18 protein-coding genes are annotated in these 19838 nt (G+C 66.0%); 11 read left to right on the plus strand and 7 right to left on the minus strand.

Annotated elements, in window-relative coordinates:
- Positions 1–9 precede the first annotated feature (9 nt).
- The 11 genes from AC3WQZ_RS01520 to AC3WQZ_RS01570 all read left to right on the plus strand — a co-directional run bounded on the left by AC3WQZ_RS01520 (position 10) and on the right by AC3WQZ_RS01570 (position 10327).
- Positions 10–447 (plus strand): DoxX family protein, encoded by a 438-nt coding sequence (locus AC3WQZ_RS01520; protein ID WP_492299927.1) that lies wholly within the window; start codon positions 10–12, stop codon positions 445–447.
- A 60-nt stretch (positions 448–507) separates the two neighbouring features.
- Positions 508–1590 (plus strand): inorganic phosphate transporter, encoded by a 1083-nt coding sequence (locus AC3WQZ_RS01525; RefSeq protein ID WP_492299895.1) that lies wholly within the window; start codon positions 508–510, stop codon positions 1588–1590.
- Between the two features lie 78 nt (positions 1591–1668).
- Positions 1669–2808 (plus strand): DUF8838 domain-containing protein, encoded by a 1140-nt coding sequence (locus AC3WQZ_RS01530; protein WP_492299896.1) that lies wholly within the window; start codon positions 1669–1671, stop codon positions 2806–2808.
- Positions 2809–2826: 18 nt separating this feature from the next.
- Positions 2827–3444, plus strand: a complete 618-nt coding sequence (locus tag AC3WQZ_RS01535) for a carboxymuconolactone decarboxylase family protein (RefSeq protein ID WP_492299898.1) — start codon at positions 2827–2829, stop codon at positions 3442–3444.
- Positions 3444–4409, plus strand: a complete 966-nt coding sequence (arsS, locus tag AC3WQZ_RS01540) for an arsenosugar biosynthesis radical SAM (seleno)protein ArsS (protein ID WP_492299900.1) — start codon at positions 3444–3446, stop codon at positions 4407–4409. The genes AC3WQZ_RS01535 and arsS overlap by 1 nt, the downstream gene beginning before the upstream one ends.
- Positions 4410–4419: 10 nt before the next feature.
- Entirely contained in the window at positions 4420–5943 is a 1524-nt protein-coding gene (locus AC3WQZ_RS01545; RefSeq protein ID WP_492299902.1) for a dihydrolipoyl dehydrogenase family protein, read from the plus strand.
- Positions 5940–6662, plus strand: coding sequence for a TVP38/TMEM64 family protein (locus AC3WQZ_RS01550; RefSeq protein ID WP_492299903.1), 723 nt, complete (start codon positions 5940–5942; stop codon positions 6660–6662). Before AC3WQZ_RS01545 ends, AC3WQZ_RS01550 begins: the two co-directional genes overlap by 4 nt.
- Positions 6662–7372 (plus strand): TIGR04283 family arsenosugar biosynthesis glycosyltransferase, encoded by a 711-nt coding sequence (locus AC3WQZ_RS01555; RefSeq protein WP_492299905.1) that lies wholly within the window; start codon positions 6662–6664, stop codon positions 7370–7372. The genes AC3WQZ_RS01550 and AC3WQZ_RS01555 overlap by 1 nt, the downstream gene beginning before the upstream one ends.
- A complete protein-coding gene (locus AC3WQZ_RS01560; protein ID WP_492299906.1) occupies positions 7348–7998 on the plus strand; it encodes a TIGR04282 family arsenosugar biosynthesis glycosyltransferase in 651 nt (216 codons plus the stop codon). Before AC3WQZ_RS01555 ends, AC3WQZ_RS01560 begins: the two co-directional genes overlap by 25 nt.
- A 5-nt stretch (positions 7999–8003) precedes the next feature.
- Entirely contained in the window at positions 8004–8855 is an 852-nt protein-coding gene (gene mtnP / locus AC3WQZ_RS01565; protein ID WP_492299908.1) for an S-methyl-5'-thioadenosine phosphorylase, read from the plus strand.
- Positions 8856–8974: 119 nt separating this feature from the next.
- Positions 8975–10327 (plus strand): radical SAM protein, encoded by a 1353-nt coding sequence (locus tag AC3WQZ_RS01570; protein ID WP_492299910.1) that lies wholly within the window; start codon positions 8975–8977, stop codon positions 10325–10327.
- Positions 10328–10716: 389 nt separating this feature from the next.
- Here AC3WQZ_RS01570 and AC3WQZ_RS01575 read toward each other — a convergent pair whose 3' ends face one another.
- The 7 genes from AC3WQZ_RS01575 to AC3WQZ_RS01605 form a co-directional block, all read right to left on the minus strand.
- Positions 10717–11487: an HpcH/HpaI aldolase family protein gene (locus AC3WQZ_RS01575; RefSeq protein ID WP_492299912.1), complete on the minus strand. Its 771-nt coding sequence runs from the start codon at positions 11485–11487 to the stop codon at positions 10717–10719.
- Positions 11474–12706, minus strand: coding sequence for a type III PLP-dependent enzyme (locus AC3WQZ_RS01580; protein ID WP_492299929.1), 1233 nt, complete (start codon positions 12704–12706; stop codon positions 11474–11476). Before AC3WQZ_RS01580 ends, AC3WQZ_RS01575 begins: the two co-directional genes overlap by 14 nt.
- Positions 12703–14538, minus strand: coding sequence for an IucA/IucC family protein (locus tag AC3WQZ_RS01585; RefSeq protein ID WP_492299913.1), 1836 nt, complete (start codon positions 14536–14538; stop codon positions 12703–12705). Before AC3WQZ_RS01585 ends, AC3WQZ_RS01580 begins: the two co-directional genes overlap by 4 nt.
- 28 nt (positions 14539–14566) lie before the next feature.
- Positions 14567–15742 carry an MFS transporter gene (locus tag AC3WQZ_RS01590; protein WP_492299914.1) on the minus strand — a complete coding sequence of 392 codons (1176 nt, stop codon included), beginning with the start codon at positions 15740–15742 and terminating at the stop codon, positions 14567–14569.
- Positions 15739–17571, minus strand: a complete 1833-nt coding sequence (locus tag AC3WQZ_RS01595; protein WP_492299915.1) for an IucA/IucC family protein — start codon at positions 17569–17571, stop codon at positions 15739–15741. The genes AC3WQZ_RS01590 and AC3WQZ_RS01595 overlap by 4 nt, the downstream gene beginning before the upstream one ends.
- Complete coding sequence (locus AC3WQZ_RS01600) at positions 17568–18773, minus strand: ATP-grasp domain-containing protein (RefSeq protein ID WP_492299917.1); 1206 nt, start codon at positions 18771–18773, stop codon at positions 17568–17570. Before AC3WQZ_RS01600 ends, AC3WQZ_RS01595 begins: the two co-directional genes overlap by 4 nt.
- 239 nt (positions 18774–19012) lie before the next feature.
- The coding region (locus AC3WQZ_RS01605) for a TonB-dependent receptor (protein WP_492299919.1) at positions 19013–19838 on the minus strand (826 nt) is incomplete at its 5' end.

Raw genomic sequence — 19838 nt, forward strand, 5'->3', positions numbered from 1 at the left:
GGTTCATCCATGACGCTGGCCGAGCGCGCGCGGCAAGCGCTGGCGTGGCTAGATCGTGTTCCCCACACCATCCTCGCCATTCCGTTGCGACTCGCGGTCGCCACGGTGTTCTGGAACTCGGCCATGGCCAAGCTCGCCAACTGGGAGTCGGCCCTGGAACTCTTCCGGGAAGACTACAACGTCCCGCTGATCCCGCCCGAGCCGGCCGCCTACGCGGCGGTCTCGATCGAGCTGGTCGCACCAGTCTTGCTCATGCTGGGCTTGGCGACGCGTCCTGTGGCGCTAGTGCTGCTGGGCATGACGACGGTGATCCAGGTGTTCGTCTATCCGCAGGCGTGGCCCACGCATATTCAGTGGGCGGCCATGCTGCTGGTGCTGCTGACGCGCGGCCCGGGCAAGCTGTCGATCGACTGGCTGATTCGCCGGCGTGTCCTCGGCGCGGACTGACACGCTGTTCTTTGCTTCGGCTGACCCACCAGGCAGGGGGGGATGTGAATGGGGTTCTCGATGACAATCACACTCATTGCGGCCGTTGTGCTCCTGCTGGCCTGGGCGAACGGTGCGAACGATGTCTCGAAGGGCATTGCCAGCCTGGTCGGCGGAGGCGTGGCACAGGCTCGCCGTGCGCTCTGGTGGGGCACGGTGTGGACGGTGCTGGGCGGGCTGACCGCTGTCGTGCTGGGCGCTGCCATGGTCCACACCTTCAGCAGCGGGCTGTTACGGCCCGAGATGCGCCTGAGCCTCAGCTTCCTGCTCGCGGCATTGAGTGGCGCGGTGCTCTGGGTGCTGGGCGCCACCCGCTTTGGCTTGCCGGTCTCGACCACACATGCATTGCTTGGCGGGCTGGTCGGCGCGGCACTGGCCGCCACCGGCCCGCAGGGCCTGCTGGCGCGCTCGATCCTGGGCAAGGTCGCGCTGCCTTTGCTGGTGAGCCCGCTCATCGCAGTCTTGCTATGCGGTGGCGTGCTCGTGCTTGCCAATCGCCTGGTGCGCAAGGTGCCCGTCAGGCAGGGGGACTGCTGCAGTCACGACGCTTGGCGGGCAGACCCCTTCCTTTGCGCCGCCCCTGCAAGCCGCCCCACGCCAGCGCGCGTGCGCCGGCTGTGGGCAGCCTTGCACTGGATGAGCGCGGCGGCCACCAGCTTCGCCCGGGCACTCAACGATGTGCCCAAGATCGCGGCCATCCTGATCATGGGGCTGGCCCTGTCGCCGGGAGCGCCGCCCGGCTTGCCAATGGCTGGCGCAGCCGGGTCGATCGTGGCAGTTACCGTGGCAATGGGCCTGGGCGGGTTATGGGGCGGACGCAAGGTGCTCAACGTGCTTGCGCATCGGGTGGCGCCGCTCGACGCCTACACGGGGCTAGCCGCCAACCTGTGCACCTCGTCGCTGGTCTTGCTGGCCTCGCCGCTCGGCCTGCCGGTGTCCACCACCCATGTGAGCACCGGCGCCCTATTGGGGGTCCGCTGGCACACCGGTCGGCAGCCAGCGGGGGTGGACGCACTCAAAGGTGTGCTTTACGGCTGGCTGGTCACTTTCCCCGTGGCTGGCGCGATTTCGGCAGGCGCCGTGGCACTGTCGCGCCTGATGTAGGGCTCGTGCGATTTCTTGGCAACGGCGAGCAGGACTAACGACGGGCCTCACAGTGGGCAACTTGGAGAGGATGCGACCATGTCGATGCAAGACGCGGTTTACGAACGCTATAGCGAGGGCGCCCGGGCCACCGAACCCCAGCTATGTTGTCCGGTCAACTACGATCCCCGCTATCTGGCGGCAATCCCGCCCGAGATCCTCGACAAGGATTACGGCTGCGGCGACCCCTCGCGCTACGTGCGTCCCGGCGACACCGTGCTCGACCTTGGTTCCGGCGGGGGCAAGATTTGCTACATCGCCGCGCAGATCGTCGGCGCGGCCGGCCAGGTGACTGGCGTGGATATGAACGACGACATGCTGGCGCTCGCGCGCAAGTACCGGCCGCACATGGCGCAGCGACTGGGCGGCGACAGGGTGCGCTTCCTCAAGGGGAGAATCCAGGACCTGGCGTTGGATGTCGCTGCCATGGACACCTGGCTCGCCCGCAACCCGGTCCATGACGCGCGCGGACTGGCCGCGCTTCACGCCTGGCAAGCCGAACAGAAACGCCGGGCACCGCTGGTGCCTGACGACTCGGTGGACCTGGTGATCTCGAACTGCGTCTTGAATCTGGTGGACGAGCATGAGAAGCAGGCGGTCGTGCGGGAGATTTTCCGGGTCCTCAGGCCCCATGGCCGGGTGGCCATTTCCGATATCGTTGCGGATGAGCCGGTGCCCGCGGCACTGAAGACCGATCCGCAGCTATGGAGCGGCTGCATCTCCGGCGCGTTCACCGAAACGGCGTTCCTGCAAGCGTTCGTGCAGGCGGGTTTTGTCGCGGTGGGGGTCGACAACTGGGCGCCTACGCCGTGGCAGGTAGTCCATGGCATCGAGTTCCGCGCGGTCACCCTGGTGGCGCAAAAGCCGTCGAGCCAACCATGTATCGACAAGGGGCACGCGGTCATCTACCGCGGTCCATTCGCCTCGGTGACTGACGACGAAGGTCACCTGTTTCCCCGCGGCGAGCGTATGGCGGTGTGTGAGCGGACCTATCAGCTCCTGATGCAGGGTGACTACCGGGCGCATTTCATTGGCATCGAACCGGTCAGCGAGCAGGCCGGCAAGCCGTACTGCGCGCCGCCTGGCACTCGCCGATCTGCATCGGAAAGCAAGCGGGCGCTACATCTTCCAGCCGACCAGGGCGCCACCTGCTGCGATCCCAGTACGGGATGCTGCTGACGCAATGAGGCTTGTGCCATGTCCATGATCCCAACGCCGGATGACGCGACCTATCCATGGTACGTGCGCCTGATCTTGTGGCTGCAACGCAGGAAATATGGTGCCGAACTCGAGCCGGCCAGATTGTGGGGCCGCTCCCCGAGAGTCTTCCTCGCCTTGACAGCGCTCTATCGCGCGCTCGACCGGGTGTCTTCGCCCATCGAGCCTGCGCTGCGCTCGCTGATCACGGTGCGGATCTCGCAAATCAACTGGTGCGAGTTTTGCGTCGATCTCAATTCCGCGACGGCGCTGGAGCGCAGCGTGGAAGCGGCCAAACTCTCGGAACTGGCCGACTTCGACCACTCCCCGCGCTACAGCGCTCGCGAAAAAGCGGCCCTGCGCTATGCCGAGGCCGTCACTACCACCGGTCGCGGCGTGGACGCCGCACAGATGAGTGAACTCAAGGCGCATTTCAGCGAGGATGCCATCATCGAACTCACCGCGCTGATCGCCTTCCAGAATTTGTCGAGCAAGTTCAACGCGGCGCTGCACGTTCCGGCCCAAGGCTTCTGCCGGATGCCGCCGGGTCCACCGGACGACGCGGCCAGACAGGCGTTGCAAAGATCGCCGAGTAGCGAGCCCAAGGAGAAGTGCTAATGCATGCCATCTTCCCTTTACTACGCGAGACCGACTTCCCGGCGATACGACGCAAGGCATTGGAGACCTTGCAAGTCAACCTGGGCTATCGCTGCAACCAGACTTGCGTGCATTGCCACGTCAACGCCGGACCGAACCGCATGGAAATGATGGACAGCGCCACCGTCGATCTGGTGCTAGCGGTGCTGCGCACCCGCAGGCTTCCGACCCTAGATCTCACCGGCGGCGCCCCGGAACTCAACCCGCACTTCCGCCGACTTGTGGTGGGTGCGAGAGCGCTTGGTGCGCGCGTCATCGATCGCTGCAACCTCACCATCCTGTTCGAGCCGGGGCAGGAAGATCTCGCGGAATTCCTTGCCGCTGAACGCGTGGAAGTCGTGGCCTCCCTTCCGTGCTATTCGGCGGACAACGTCGACCGTCAGCGGGGCGCGGGCACGTTTGACAAGAGCGTATCGGCGCTACGGCACCTCAACGGCCTCGGCTATGGCCAGCCTGATACCGGGCTCGCGCTGCATCTCGTGTATAACCCCCAAGGCCCGGCCTTGCCGCCCAATCAGGAGAAGCTCCAGGCGGACTATAAGCGCGAGTTGCATGTGCATTTCGGCATTGTCTTCAACCGGCTTTTTGTCCTTGCGAACATGCCGATCCAGCGCTTTGGCAGCGCGTTAGTCTCGAAGGGGCAGTTCGCGGACTACATGCGCCTGTTGAAGGCTAATTTCAGCGCCGCCAATCTTGACGGCCTGATGTGCCGCAGCCTCGTCAGCGTTGACTGGCAAGGCTATCTCCACGACTGCGATTTCAACCAGATGTTGGGCCTGCCGCTGAAGCTCGGCGTTTCGTCTCGGGCTCACCTGCGCGATCTGCTGAGCGCCGAATTGGCCGGTCAGCCTATCGTCGTGGCCGACCATTGCTACGGCTGCACCGCAGGTCAGGGCAGCAGTTGCGGTGGCGCGTTGGCCGCCTGAGCCGGAATCCGTGAAACAAACCATGCCGCCCAACCGACCCTTGATCGCCCGCTGGCCCAAGCCCAGGACGTTCGACCGCAATCTGGTCGTCATCGGTGCCGGCGCGGCCGGCCTCGTCACCGCTTACCTTGGGGCGGCGCTGAAAGCGAAAGTCACACTCGTCGAAGGCGGCAAGATGGGGGGCGAATGCCTGAATTCCGGGTGCGTACCCTCCAAAGCCCTGCTGCGCTCGGCGCGTTTCGTCAAGCAAGCCAAGCATGCGGCCGCCTTGGGCATTGCCAGCGCCGAGCTCAGCTTCGATTTTGCCGAGGTGATGGCGCGTGTGCATCGGGTGATTGCAACGGTCGCGCCACACGATTCGGCCGAGCGGTACGCCAAGCTCGGCGTGGACGTTATCCAGGGGCGAGCCACCATTACCTCGCCCTGGACAGTGGAGGTCAACGGCCGTACGCTCGCCACCCGTGCCATCGTCATCGCGGCCGGGGCGGAGCCCCAGGTACCGCCGATCCCGGGCCTGGAAGCGGTCGGCTATTACACTACCGAGACAATCTGGTCCCTCCGTGCGCTACCCCGAAGGCTGATTGTGCTGGGCGGTGGCCCGGCCGGCTGCGAGCTCGCGCAAGCTTTCGCCCGCTTTGGGGCGGAAGTCACGCTGGTGCAGCGGTCGCCGCGACTCCTCGTCCGTGAGGACCCAGAGGCCTGCGCACTGAGCGCGGCGGCGCTGGCGGCGGACGGTGTGCGGGTTCTACTTGAGCACCGCGCGGTGCGCTGTGAGCAAGCCAGTGGTCTAAAGCGGTTGATCGTCAGCCGCGGCGAACAGGAAATGGTCCTGGAGTTTGACGCACTGTTGTGCGCAGTCGGGCGTCGCCCGCGCACCGCGGGTTATGGCCTGGAGGCACTGGGTATCCCGCTGACACCGGCCCGCACCATCGAGACCAACGCCTATCTGCAGACGCTTTACCCGAACATCTACGCCTGCGGCGATGTCGCAGGGCCGTTTCAGCTTACCCACGCTGCGGCCCATCAGGCGTGGTACGCGACGGTCAACGCGCTGTTTGGCGGGGTGAAACGCTTCAAAGCCGACTACACAGTCATGCCATGGTGCACCTTTACGGATCCGGAGGTGGCCCGTGTGGGGCGGAGCGAGCGGGACTGCAAGGAGCAAGGCATTCCCTATGAAGTGACCCGCTATGACCTGGGCGAACTGGATCGCGCGATCACCGACGAGTGCGCCCGTGGCTTCGTCAAGGTTCTGACCGTAGCGGGGCGGGACAGGATCCTGGGGGTCACCATTGTCGGCGACCATGCCGGAGAGCTGCTTGCAGAATACGTGCTGGCGATGAAGCACGGCCTGGGACTCAATCAGATTCTCGCTACCGTCCACACCTATCCGACGCTCGCCGAAGCCAACAAGTACGCGGCCGGCGCGTGGAAACAGGCGCACGCCCCGCAACAGGTGCTGAGATGGCTCGCACGCTTTCATGCCTGGCGGCGCGGTGGCATAGTGGCAATGCGCGGGGAGCCTGGAAAATGAAGGCATCAGGAATCCCCTCGAAAGTCAACCGTATCCGCGTCCTGATCGTGGTGACAATCGTCGCGCTGGTGGCGGCATATCTAGGCCTCGATCTCGGCCATTACCTGAATCTGACCCAGCTCAAAGCGGGTCAGGCGGCTTGGCAAGCCTACTACGCGGCGCATCCGGCGGTGGCGATGTCGGGCTATTTCCTGCTCTATGTCGCTGTCACCGGGCTCTCCCTGCCCGGCGCCGCGATCATGACGCTGGCCGGTGGCGCAATCTTCGGTCTGTGGGGCGGCACCTTGCTCGTGTCGTTCGCCTCAACCATCGGTGCCACCCTGGCATTTCTCGCCTCGCGCTACGTATTCCGCGACGCTGTACAACGCCGCTTCGCTGATCGCCTTCCAGCGATCCATGCCGGGCTCGCGAAGGACGGTGCGTTCTATCTGTTCGCGCTCCGGCTGGTCCCATTGGTACCGTTCTTCGCGATCAACCTGGCCATGGGGCTGACACCGATCAAGACCAGCACGTTCTACTGGGTCAGCCAGGTCGGCATGCTCGCCGGTACCGTGGTCTACGTGAACGCCGGCACCCAATTGGCACGCATCAGCAACGTTGCAGACATCTTGTCGCCAGCGCTGCTCGGCTCGTTCGCGCTGATCGGGGTGCTGCCCTTTGCCGCGAGAGGGGCCGTGCGACTCATTAGGACAAGTGGCCGATTTCGGGGAGAACGCTAATGCGCCTGTCAATCGTGATCCCGACCTGGAACGAAGCGGAGCATCTCGAAGAAGCCCTTGCCGCGCTGCAATCGCTGCGCCGCAAGGGCGTGGAAATCATCGTGGTGGACGCAGACAGCGCGGACGGCACGGCTGGCCTGGCGGGGCCGCTGGCTGATCGGGTCATCGTCACTGCCCGCGGCCGGGCCCGCCAGATGAATGCTGGCGCCGCTGTGGCCCACGGGGAACTGCTGATTTTCCTCCATGCCGACACACGCTTGCCAGCCGGGGCTGACCTGGCTGTCCGCGCCGTCATGCAATCGGGACAACGGATGTGGGGCCGGTTCGATGTCCGCATCGCGGGGGGGCTGTGGCTCTTTCGCGTTGTCGCAGCCTCAATGAACCTTCGCTCCCGGCTCACCGGCATCGCCACCGGGGACCACGCAATGTTCGTGCGTCGCGAGGCCTTCTTCGCTGTCGGTGGCTTTCCGGATCTGCCGCTGATGGAAGACATTGTGCTATCGAGCCGCTTGAAGCGCCTCGGGCCGCCCGCGTGTCTACATGAGCGCGTGATCACGTCCGGGCGGCGGTGGGAGCAGCGCGGACCCTGGCGAACGATACTGCTGATGTGGTGGCTGCGGCTGCAGTTCTTTTTTGGACGCAGCGCCGTAGCGTTGGCGCGACATTATGAAGGCAAGGAGCACGCATGCGCCTCTCCCGGTGCGAAGTAATTGTCTTCGCCAAAGCGCCCGAGCCGGGGTATGCAAAGACCCGGCTGATTCCGGCGCTGGGTACCTATGGGGCCGCGGCGCTGGCCGAGCGCTTGCTGCGGCACACGCTTGCCTCGGCCTGTGCGGCCGAGATTGGTCCGGTCGAGCTCTGCTGTACGCCGGATACTGGACATCCGGCATTCCTGGCCTGTGCGCGGGACTTCAATGTGGCGCTGTCGCGTCAGTGCGACGGCGACCTCGGTCAAAGAATGGCCACGGCGGCCCGCCGGGCATTGGCACGTGCCGGCAGCGCGCTCATCATCGGCACCGACTGTCCGGCGCTGGAGCCAACGCAGCTCAGCGCTGCGGCGCGAATCCTGAACGCCGGCCATGATGCGGTGCTGGTACCCGCCACCGATGGCGGGTACGTCCTACTGGGGCTGCGACGCGTTGATCCCCATCTGTTCTCGGCAATTCGCTGGAGCACTGCCACCGTCATGACTGAAACGCGCAAGCGCCTGACTGAGCTTGGCTGGCGCTGGGCGGAACTGCCTGCACTGCCGGACGTTGACGAACCAGCCGATTTGCGACATGTCCCCATCGCGCTGCTTCCATCAGCGCCGAACTTGCGTACTGACGAGGAGTAGTCACCATGCTAGGGATTATTGGCGGAACCGGAATCTATGCCGTCGACGGGCTCAGCGTGATCAACGAGCACCTGGTCGACACGCCATTCGGCGCGCCGTCGGCCCCCGTGGTCCAGGGCCGCCTCGGCGCCATGGAGGTCATGTTCCTGCCCCGCCATGGTCGGCAACATGAACTGCTGCCGCACGAGGTCAACTACCGTGCCAATATCTACGCGCTGAAAGCACTCGGGGTCCGCCAGGTCATCGGCCTGTCCGCCGTCGGTAGCCTGCGGCAGGCGATCGCGCCTGGCGACTTCGCCATCCCAACCCAATATGTGGACTGGGTGCGCGGCAACCGAGCCAAGACCTTCTTTGGGGAAGGGCTTGTCGCGCATGTTTCTTCGGCCGAGCCAACTTGTGCCCGGCTTGCCTCGACACTCGAAGCGACCATCCGGGCGCTGCGACTGCCTGTGCATGCCAGAGTGGTTTACGGCTGCGTGGACGGCCCGCGCCTTGGCACACGCGCCGAGAGCCATTTCCTGCGCGACGCGATGGCCTGCGATGTCGTGGGCATGACGAACGTGCCGGAAGTCTTCCTCGCCCGAGAGGCCCAGATCTGCTACTGCACCTTGGGCATCGTCACCGACTATGACTGCTGGCTCGAGGATCCCGCGTGGCATGCCACCGTGGCAGCGGTGATCGCCCGTTATGGGGAGAGTGTCGGCAAGGCCAGGCAGATTTTGACCCGGATTCTGTCGACAGGATTGCCCGACCACGACGCTTGTCCCTGTCGCCACGCGCTAAGCGATGCGGTGCTGACCCCCGAGGAGGCCGTTCCCGCGGAAAAACGGGCGTTGCTTCAACTCTTACGGGCATAGCGCGAACAGAGCCAGTAGTGGTAGTCCAAATGCGCCGCGGCGCGGCTGCGTCCGGCAAAGCGAAGGACCGGCGGACTGATCCCAACGAGGACAAGTCATGCATTTGATGTCTAGAAAGGATGTTGAGGCTTACAAGCCAGAGACGTGGCCACGATCCCCAGCCGACGCCCTGGCGCGCGCGCGGGCCGTTATGGCCAAGCAAGGACTTGCGCAAGCTAACCAGCAAATGGGGCAGCGATGGCCGGTCGGCTGCGTGGCGCTGGAGATCACCCAGCGTTGCAATCTGGACTGCACGTTGTGCTACCTGTCCGAGAATTCGGAGGCGGTCAAGGATATCCCCCTCGAAGAGGTCATGGCCAGAGTTGATCGCATCTTCAGATGCTTATGGGAGGAACACCGACGTCCAGGTTACCGGAGGCGAGCCAACGCTGCGCAAGCGCGACGATCTGCTCGCCATCGTGCGCAGGATTCATGCGCTGGGAATGCGAGCCACACTGATGACCAATGGCATTCGGGCGACCCGCGCCCTGCTGGGCGAGTTGGCGGCTGCCGGACTGGCGGACGTCGCCTTTCATGTCGATACCACCCAGCGGCGCCCGGGCTACCAGACCGAAACGGAGCTGAATGCCCTTCGCCAGCGCTACCTGGAGCGCGCCGCCGGTCTGCCACTATCAGTGATGTTTAACACGACGGTTCACGATGGAAATTTCGACGAGATTCCTACCGTCGTCGCGTTCTTCCGGGAGCGCGCGGGACGGATCCGTACCGCGTCGTTCCAGTTGCAAGCTGACATTGGCCGGGGCGTGCAAGGCGCGCGTGGTGCGGCCATCACGCCCGATACGACGGCCGCTCAGATTGAGCGCGGGGCGGGAACGGCGCTCCAGTTTGCGAGCTCGCTGATCGGGCATCCTTCGTGTAGCCGCTATGGGATGTGCCTGGCGGCGAACGGTAACCTCTACGACGCGTTTGACGACTTGCACTTCGTGGCTACCCTGCAGACCATGACGGCCGGCGTGGTGTTTGAGCGGACCCGGCCCATCGCGACCGCTTGCCGACTGGCGCATTGGTTCTGCGGGCACCCGGCGTTGTGGGCGCCAGTCGTAGGATGGCTGACGCGAAAGGCCTGGGCAATGAGTAAGGACGTTGTCAGGGGTCGGGGGCGGGTGCACACCCTCTCGTTCGTCATCCACAATTTTATGGATGCGAGCAAACTGGAAGAGGACCGGATTGACGCTTGTGCGTTCAAGGTCGTCACCGCCGACGGCCCCATGTCCATGTGCTTACATAACGCCAGGCGCGACGCCTTCATTCTATGGCCCATTCGCTTCCATCGCGCTACGTCGTCACTGCTTTGGGATCCGCTGACAGGCACCGAGACAACCGAGGCCGCCGCGAGCAATGGCCCCGCGTGCCCGCCCCGACGGTTGAAAGGCCGCGCGCGCGAGCGCTCCCCCCGATGCTCATGCCAATAGGCTGAGGATTGCCGGCGAATTTTGCTATGTTTCCCAGGAAATACGCGGTTCACTAAAGAAGCAAGGTTGGGAAGCACAACGTCTATGTAGATCTTGTGCGCCCCGGCAAATTCGATGTCAATAGCGAAACAGCGAAGCTATGGAACTTCGATACATTCAGCGACGGTACGCGAACTGGCACGGCCGATCCACGTACGGACAGTGCAAAGCTGGAAAAGCTTGACACGTTCGGCGGGGGGAACCCTCGGCAGCGCGTGGCCGGGGCGCACCCAGCATGCCGCCGCAGGCCCACCGTCCGCGGCCACCACCCGCATAGTGCACCCAATAGTGATTCGCAATCCGCGGCAGTACTACTGGCTTAGGCTGGTCCGGCACGCGCACAATCCGGCTCAGGTTTCACGCCGATAGCCCGCCACCAGCTGCTTCATGGCCCGGAACGCGGTGGCGCGGTCGTCGCCGAGCAGGAAGGCGTGGACACCCTGTTCGCGCCAGTGCTCGCATTGCCCCGCGGCGCGGGGAATGGCACAGAACGGCACCCCACGTGCCTGACAGGCTTGTGCGATGCGCCGGATTGCTGCCTGCACCGAGGGATGTTGCGCGTCAGCGGGCACGCCAAAGCTTTGCGACAGGTCGATCGCGCCTTCCAGCACCATGTCGATGCCAGGCACGGCTACGATCTCTTCGATGGCATCGACGCCTTCGCGGTCCTCGATCATGGCCACCACCATCAGCTCACGGTTCGCCCGCTCGAAATAGGCCGGCAACGTCAGCGTGCCGAAGCCGGTGGTCCGGCCCCCGGTGATGCCGCGCGAGCCGAGCGGGTGGTAGCGCGCGCTGTCGACCGCCAGCTCGGCCTCCGCCCGGCTGCGCACATGCGGTACAACGATGCCTTGCGCACCGGCATCCAGCACGCGCAGGATGATGTCCGGCGCGGCGCATGGCACGCGTACCAGGGCGGTGGTGCCGGCGCATTCCGCGGCGCGGATCATGTTCTCCAGCGTCTGGGGGTTCACGCCGACGTGCTCGAGGTCCAGGATCACGAAATCAAAGCCGGCGTAGCCAATCATCTCTGTCATCAGCGGCAAGGGTAGCGAGTTGATCAGGCCGAACACATCGCGCCCGGACGCAAGCGCGGCCTTCAGCTGGTTAGGCTGCAGCATTGGCATCCTCCGCCGGAAGGTAGCAGTGCCGCGGGTGCGGGTGGCGCAGGAAGTCGTGGTGCGAGATATGCCAGGCGTAGGCGCCGGCATACGGGAACACCACCATGTCGCCGGCACGCACGCTGTCCACCGGCGTGTCCTGCGCGAGGATGTCCTTCGGCGTGCAGAGCTGCCCGACCACACTGACGCGCGCGTGGCTTACGCCGGGGCGCGCAAACGGGTAGCGCCACGATTCCACGGGCAGCACGCGGAACGGGTGGCTGTGCCCCTGCGCATAGGGCGTGCGGAAGTGGTGCGTGCCGCCGCAGGCCACGACGAAGGCGCGATCGAAGGCGTGTTTCACGTCGATGACTTCCATCGCGTAGTAGCCGCAGAACGCGGTGATATAGCGCCCGCATTCAAAGCGCACGGTCAGCCCGTCGCGCTGCGCCGACAGCGCCGGCAGGCCGTCGGCAAAGGCGGCCCAGTCGAACTGCCGTTCGGGCTCGCGGTAGTTGACGCCGATGCCACCGCCGACGTTGACCTGGTCCAGCGTCTCGAGCCCATACTCCGCGCGCCAGCGCCTGACCTGCTGCAGATAGGCGTCGAGCAGGCGCAGGTGGGCGGCGGCGTCGAGCTGGTGCGACATCAGGTGGAAATGGAAGCCGCGCAGCCGGATTTCCGGGTGCGCGCCCAGCCACGCCAGGCAGGCCGGCAGCTGGTCGCCGGCGATGCCGAATGGCGTGGGCCTGCCGCCCATCATCAGCGTGGTGGCCTGCAGTCCTTCGATGGCAAGGTTGACACGCAGCAGCACCGGGGCAGTGACGCCGCGCTCCCGCGCGAGCCATGCCAGCCGTTCGAGTTCATGCAGGCTTTCCACATGCAGTGCCTCGACGCCGAGATCGAGCGCGCTAGCCAGTTCCGCATCGGTCTTGCCGGGGCCGCTGAAGATCAGCGGCACATCGGCAAAGTGTTCGCGCACCCAGGCCAGCTCGCCGCCGGAGGAGATCTCGAAGCCATGCGCGAGCGGCGCCAGTGTCTGCAGGATCGGCAGGTCGGAGTTGGCCTTGATCGCGTAGAACAGTTCGAAGCCGGGTGGCAGGCTGCGTGCCGTGGCCGCGGCGTGGCGTCGCAGCGCTTCCAGGTCGTAGACGTAGGTGCACAGCGGGGCGCTGGCTTTGGCAAGCGCGTCGTGCAGGTGGGCGGCGACGCGCGTCCAGCGCAGTTCAGGGGCAGTCATTGCCATGCGGCCTCCACGCCAGCGAAAGGAATGGGATTGGTGACGGGCACGTAGGTGGAAGCGCGGTCGGCGCGCTGGAAAAAGCGGTTGCTGAAATTGGTCTTGGCCGGGAACGGGCTGCCGCCCAGCAGTCCGTTGATGCGCCGGGCCGATGCCGCATTGCCATGGCGATGCTGGTAGGTATGCAGGTGATGGCGCACCACGGACCACAGCCGCGTGGTCAGGGATGGCCTGCCGGCACCCAGCTGGGCGATGACTTCGCACAGGTTGTTGACGAACAGGCAATAGGCCACGCGGTTCCAGCCTTGCTCTTCGTCGTACCAGAGGGAGGCCTGCGCGCGCTCGCTGAGCTCTGGCATTGATGCGGCGGGATGGCGAGAGGGCGTCAGCTTCACACCCTCGAAGTCGCGCAGGAAGAGCTGCGCGGGCAGGCCCTGGCGCAGGCCGAGCACCACGTTCTGCAGGTGCGGCTCGAAGATGACGCCGTGCGCGAAGAAGAGGTGGAAGACCGGATAGACCAGTTGCGACACGTAGGCGGAGAACCAGCGTTCCGTCATGACATCCACAGGCGTCCCCGTCTGCGCGGCGAGCTCCGTCAGGAGCCGCTGCATGCGGGCTTCGCCGTAGTAATGGTTGCCGAACAGCGAGCCGGCCAGCAGGGGCACGCAGTCCGGCGTGCGCAGCGTATCCACGCTCTGGCGCAGGATCAGGCCGAAGCCTTCGATGACCTGGCGATTCTGGTCGATATCGGCGTCCTTGAGGTCGACCGACTGGAACGCCGGCTCCTCCATCAGCGCCAGGCCCGGGAACAGTCGCCCGAGATCCGGCAGTAGCGGAAGCAGCACGCGGTTGACGTGCATGGCGCTCTCCAGCTCGTACCATGCATTCTTGCGCACGCAGTTGGTAATGCGGATGTTCAGCGACAGCTTGTAGAAGTACGGATTGCCGGGCTGGTACAGGGTGCGGATCGACGAGGTGGGAAAAAAGTCCGCGCCCTGCGTGCCCAGGTCCTGCATGCGGCCGCTCGCCAGCGCATCGCGCACGAGCGGATGCTCGCGCAGGTAGCCCGCCTGCCAGGGGTGGACCGGCACCGCCACGCGGTCGGCGGAGACTGCCGGGGTATTCGCCGCAATCAGCTGGTCGCAGCTGGCGTCGAGCAGGGACTGCTGCGCGATGTCTTCGCGCGGCACCGCGAACCACGCGAGCGGAAAGCGGGTGCGCAGTTCCGGCGAGTAGCGCAGCAGGTCATCGTCGGAGAAGCCCTGCCGGCTCTTCGGCGTGGGGTGGAACGGATGGCCGAAGGTCAGCGACTGCTCGGAATCGATGTAGGCCTCCACCGGATCGGCCGGAATCGTGGCGGACACCGGCACGGACAGCACTTCCGTGCTGACGGCCACGCTGTTGCGGATCTGCTCCATCAGCTCGGTATTGGGCGGCAGTTCGTGCTGCTGCGCCATCTCGCGCAACAGCAGCGCGGCCAGCGATTCCCAGTCGAGCAGTGCCCACGGCTTGTTCTCGGCCTTGTGGAACACCGGCGACAGATAGCGGTAGTTGCCGGTCAGCCAGGCACCGCCGACCACGGCCAGCAGACGGTCATGGATATGCGGCAGCTGCACTTCCAGGACCTGGGCAGGCTCGCGCTGCAGCGTCATGGCGATCGTCGCGGGCCAGTCGTTCTGCCCTGCGTGCGGGCCGACGCGTAGCTGGCCGGCGGGCGCCGCGACCTCGCGGCAGTAGCAGTTCAACAGCGCTTCCTGGCAGCGACGCGCGGCAGCCAGTTCCGCCAGCAGGCGGCGCGCGCCGGTATCTTCCATCTTGGTTTGCACTTGCATTGTCTTGTGACTTCGTTCTCGGGAGCGATCAGAGTGTGCTCATCCGCTGTCTGGCGGTAAGGATCAGGTAAGTGACGGCCGGCGAAAGCAGCGCGGCGCCCAGGAGGTAAGGCGCACGCTGGCCGGACATGCTGACTGCCGCACCGGCGGCAAGCCCGGCCACGACGCCACCCCATTTCGAACTGCTCTCGAACCAGCCGAAGGTCCGGCCGGCGTTGCCGGCGTGCACGACGCTTGCCACCAGCGCATGCAGCGCGATGAAGCCGACCGTCATGGCGGTGCCCATCAGCAGGCGCCAGGCCACCAGCGCCGGCAGGCCGAGCGGCGCCGCCTGCGCCAGCAGGGTGATCACCAGCGTGCCGTAGGCGGTGGCGAGCAGCCCCAGCGACGGGGCCAGTCCCAGCCGCCGTGACAGCAATGGCGCCGCGGCCAGATACACCAGGTGTGGCAGGCCGAACAGCAGCCCGGCCGTCGCCGCGGATATGGCAGGCATGCGCTGCTGCATGTCGGGGATGAAGTACGGGAACGTCACGACGGTGGCGAACACGAACGCGATCTGCAGCACGTAGATCTGCCGGGGCGTGGCTGGTGCCGCGGCGCTTGTGCCGGCGGCGCGTGCAGCCGGGCGCTTTGCGGCGCTGGCGGCATCGCCCGCGGGCAACCATGCGATCAGTGCCGCGGCGACCAGCGGCAGCAACGCCAGCCAGCGGTACAGCACGATTGGCGACTCCGCCCCCATCCACAGGCCGAGGCAGGCGGGTGCCGCCACCAGCGCGGCGCGCGCCGACCACTGCATCGCCGTCAGGCTGCGTGTGAGCGTGGTGCCGCTGGCGACAGTTGCCAGGTAGGCATTGGATGCCGAGAAGGTGCCGCCCAGCACGCCCTGCAGCACGAGCGCCGCCAGGAAGGTAAAGGAGTTGGTCGCGTAGCTGGCAAGCAGGAAGCTTGCCGCCAGGCCCAGTTGCGCGCGCATCAGCAGCGGCTTCTTGCCGAAGCGGTCCGCGAGCCGGCCCCACCATGGCGCCGACACCGCTGCCAGCAGCGTCGGCACCACGTAGAACGCACCCGCGAGCCACGGCACGTCGTTGTGCAGCGAACGCTGCAGGATCAGCGCGAAGAACGGCGGCATGCCCAGTGCCGCGAACGCCGCGATGAAATGGCACAGCATGACCACCGCGACCACCTGTCGCGTGCCGGTACTCATGAAGGCACCCGGAGGAAGTTGGGCGCGCGCTTGCCGTAGAACTTGTTGACGTCGGTCGCGCCGGTCTGCGCCTTCTCCACCAGCGACGCCGCGGTCAGCAGGTACTTGAGGTGCAGGCGGTCGTCGTCGAGCAACACCTGGCGTGCGAAGCCGGTGTCCTCTCCGGCGGCGGCCAGGTTGGCAAGCACGGCCTCCACGTGGCACCGCACGCGCGCGTAGCCGGTGGCGGGATCGGACCGGCGGCGCTGCGCGAGGCCTTCCACCAGAGCCGCAATGTTCAGCTGCAGCGTGATGGTGACGAACATCTGCGCCAACGGCAGCGCATCCGCCACGCCAATGCGCTGGTCTTCCAGCCCGTCGAGGCGGGCCGCCAGTGCCGGCCAGCGGCGCGCGAGCGTGCCGCGGTCGATGCGCGCGGCATCGTTGTCCTTCAGCAGCAGGCGCAGCCCGTCGTCGCCGTAGACCAGCATCGAATTCTGCTGGTTCGACTCCAGGGCAATGCCGTAGCGCAGCCACAGCGTGAGGTGCAGCTGCAGCGTGAGCGCCAGGTAGGCATCAAACCAGGCATCGAGATCGCCGCCGTGGTAGCGACCGGCGAGTTCCTCGGCCACGCACAGGCCACCGGCGGTTTCGGCCAGCAGGCCGGCAACCGATACCACCGTGGCGTGCGCCAGTTGCTGTTCGGGGTAGCGGCGCAGGATGTAGCCCAGGAACGGGCGCTGGTCCACATGGGCGCCGTTGGCCTCATCGGTGAACAGCACCTGCCCGTTGAGGCCCGGTTCACGCCGGACGATATCGCCAAGCAGCGACTGGATGCGGTGCCCGTCGCCGATGGTGCTGGGCTTGATGGTGCGGATGTTCTTGGCGCCCAGGGTGCGGATCGTGAGCGGCAGCTTGACGTGCCATTCGGGCGCATCGAGCAGGCTCAGCGAGCGCACCGACAAGGTAGGCGACACGCGCAGGTACGCGCGCGGGGCGCGGATGACCTGGCCGTCGAGTCCGGCTTCGGCCAGGAAGCCGTCCAGGTGATGCTGCCACACGAACGGATGCACGGGCACCAGCGCATGCGAGCGTGCGAGCGCGGGATCGAGACCGACATCGGCGAAATCCGGCCAGTTCGGCGGCAGCGTGTCGGCGCTGGGATGATGGCGCTCGCGCGGGACCGCCAGCCAGTTCAGCGTGAATGCCGGCTGGAATTCGGGCGCGTAGTGGGCGAGATCGTTGGCGGCGAAACCGAGCTTGGCGCGCGCGGTGGGGTAGTAGGGATGGTCGAGGAAGCCCGCGGCGCGGTCGTAGTGCAGCATGCGCCGGTCCCATGCCGGCAAGGCGTGGCCGTTGGCACTATCGGGCTGCGCGAACCAGCGCGCGCGCTCGGCCATCGACGCCTTGCGATGCTCGACCGCCGCGCGGCATTCGTCGGCGTAGGCGGTGAACGGGCGTGCCTCCTCCGCGGGAAGGTTGCCGGCAAAGGCTGCCAGGATGGTGTCGATGTCATGCAGCGGGGAGAAAGCGTCGGCGAGCGCGCCGGCGTCTTCGCGCAGCAGCGGCAGGCGGGTCAGGCGCCATTCCTGCATGTAGCGGGTGGGCGTCACCGGAATCCAGAGCGTGCCGGCGCCAAGGTGCGCCACGCGCAGCCACTGCTGGCCGGCGTCGAAACCATGCGCCGTGGCGGCCGGTACGGCATCGGCGCCGTGCAGCTCGCCGCGACTGGCGCACGCGCGGACATCTTCGCGCAGCAAGGTGTCGACGACACGGACGCAGATATAGGTGGCATCGAGATCCACCGTCGCGGCGGACAGGCCCGGTTGGTCAGGCAGGCGGGCGGTCATTGTGCGATCTCCCATGCGAGCTTGCTGCTGGCCAGCTCCACCGCGGCGGCAAGGCCCGTGGTATCCGGACCGCTGCCGCGCAGCACGCCCAGGTAATCCTTGTTGGAGTTGGTCAGCTGGATGGCGTCGCCCACCTTGCGCAGGGGCTGGTAGGTCAGGCGCACACCGTCGCCTTCATGCTGGCTATGGGAGGGCGCATGCCGCAGCGTGCCTTCCACCTGCGCAGTGAAATAGCGGATCCAGGCCGCCCGCTTCGGCACCTCGAGCGCCGGCAGGGCCTCGCCAAGGTGAAGGCGCAGGACTTGCTCGAACAGCGGGAACTGCAGGGTGTCGGACAGCAGGAACTCGCGGTAGTCGCCGATGCTGCGGTAGTTGATCTCGATGAGCCGCGGGCCTTTCGGGGTCAGCACATATTCCGTGTGGCAGGCGCCAAAGCCGATGCCGAAGCGGCGGATGGTGTCCAGGACTTCGGCCTCGACCGACGCGGGCAGGCCGGTGCCCCACACGGCTTCCAGCTCAACGAAGTACGGCGGCGGCGACAGGGTTACGCGGAAGCCGCCCAGCGCGCGGATCTCCTTGCCATCGCCCAGCGTCTCCAGCGTGTACAGCGGGCCCTCCAGGTATTCCTCCAGCAACAGCGCCTGGCCCGGGTGCCGGGCCCAGATGGCCCCGCAATGCTCGGCAAGCTCGGCGCGGCTGCGCGCCAGGCTGACCTGCTGACTGGCCACGCCTTCGCGCGGCTTGACGATGCATGGCATCGGGACGCCGGCGAGGGCCGCCAGGCCGGCGGCATCGCAGACGACCGCGTGCCAGAGCGTATCGATGCCCGACTCCGCCAGCCGCCGCCGCATTTCCGCCTTGTTCTTGGCGGCGTAGGTGGTACGCCAGTCCTTGCCCGGCAGGTCGAAGTAGGCCGCTGCAACCGCCGTGGCCGTCTGCAGGTGATCGCTGTTGGAGAAGACAGCAGCGGGCTTGCCGCCGCGGCGGGTGATCGCATCGATGACCGCCAGCGGGTTGAAGACGTCGCACGGGATGACATCATCCGGGTAGGCGGGCAATCCGGTGTTGGCAAAGTGCGCGCGATGCGCATCGGCGCAGTCGGTCAGCAAGACGACGGAAAGCCCGAGTGCCCGCGCCGCCGGCAGGAAGCCTTCATTGACGGGGGCGGTCGGTACGTGGGCGAGTACGAAGATCTCTTGCATGGCTTTGGGCCTTGGAGTTGGGTTGTGCGACTGGAGATGTTTAGTCAAGCGCGCTTAGTAAATCGCAATGCTAGTCGGAATGATTCGCATTACAGTCTTTTGATACGTCTTGTTACGACAAACTAAGTGAGCGGGCCGGTGCCCCAGAAATCGTGCGACGTTTGAGAGGCCTTCAGCTTGCTGTAATTGCCCGGGTGGAGCGTTGCCCCACAGGTTTTCACCCGTGGGGACAGCGTTGATTACATGCGGTACCGCAGCGTCGCCATCACGCTGCGCGGGGCGCCGGGCATGTTCAGGTTGGGGCTGGTGCCATGCGCGGACACGATGTAGCCCTTGTCGAACAGGTTATACAGGTTCAGCTGTGCCTCGAAGGCGCCGCGGCGGTACCAGGCCATGGCATCGGCGGTGACATAGCCGGGCAGCGTCACGGTGTTCGCCGGGTCGGCATAGCGCGCACCCACCAGGTTCACGCCGGCACCCACGCCGAAGCCGTAGCCCAAGTCCTTGGTCAGCCAAGCGTTGCCGGAATGGCGCGGCGTCAGCGTGGCGCGCTTGCCCTGCAGCGCGGCGCTGGACTTGGTGACGGTGGCATCCAGGTAGGCGTAGCCGGCCAGCATGCGCCAGCCGCCGCCGAGTTCAGCTGCGCCAGAGATCTCGACGCCGTCGGTACGCTGTTCGCCGATCGGGATAAGGACATTGTTGGGCGAGCTCACCTTGATATTGGAGCGCTCCAGCCGGAACACCGAGATCGTCGTGCTCGCCTTGCCGTTCAGCCAGTCGTACTTGGCGCCCAACTCGGTGTTGTTGGTGGTCTCCGGTGCCAGGTCGGCATTGTTGGCCGCCAGTGCAAAGGCCTCGCCGGAGGGCTGGAACGACTTGCTCCACGACACGTAGTACGACTGCGCCTTCGACGGCTGCCACACCAGGCCGGCGCGCGGGCTCCAGGCGGTGTCGGTGCGCGACAGGTTGCGCTGGCCGGCGATGCGGTTCTGCGTCTCCTGCTGGAAGTTGTCGTAGCGCACGCCCAGCAGCGCCTTCCACTGCTCGCTGAAGGTGATCATGTCC

This window comes from Cupriavidus sp. FW305-26, assembly GCF_058787975.1.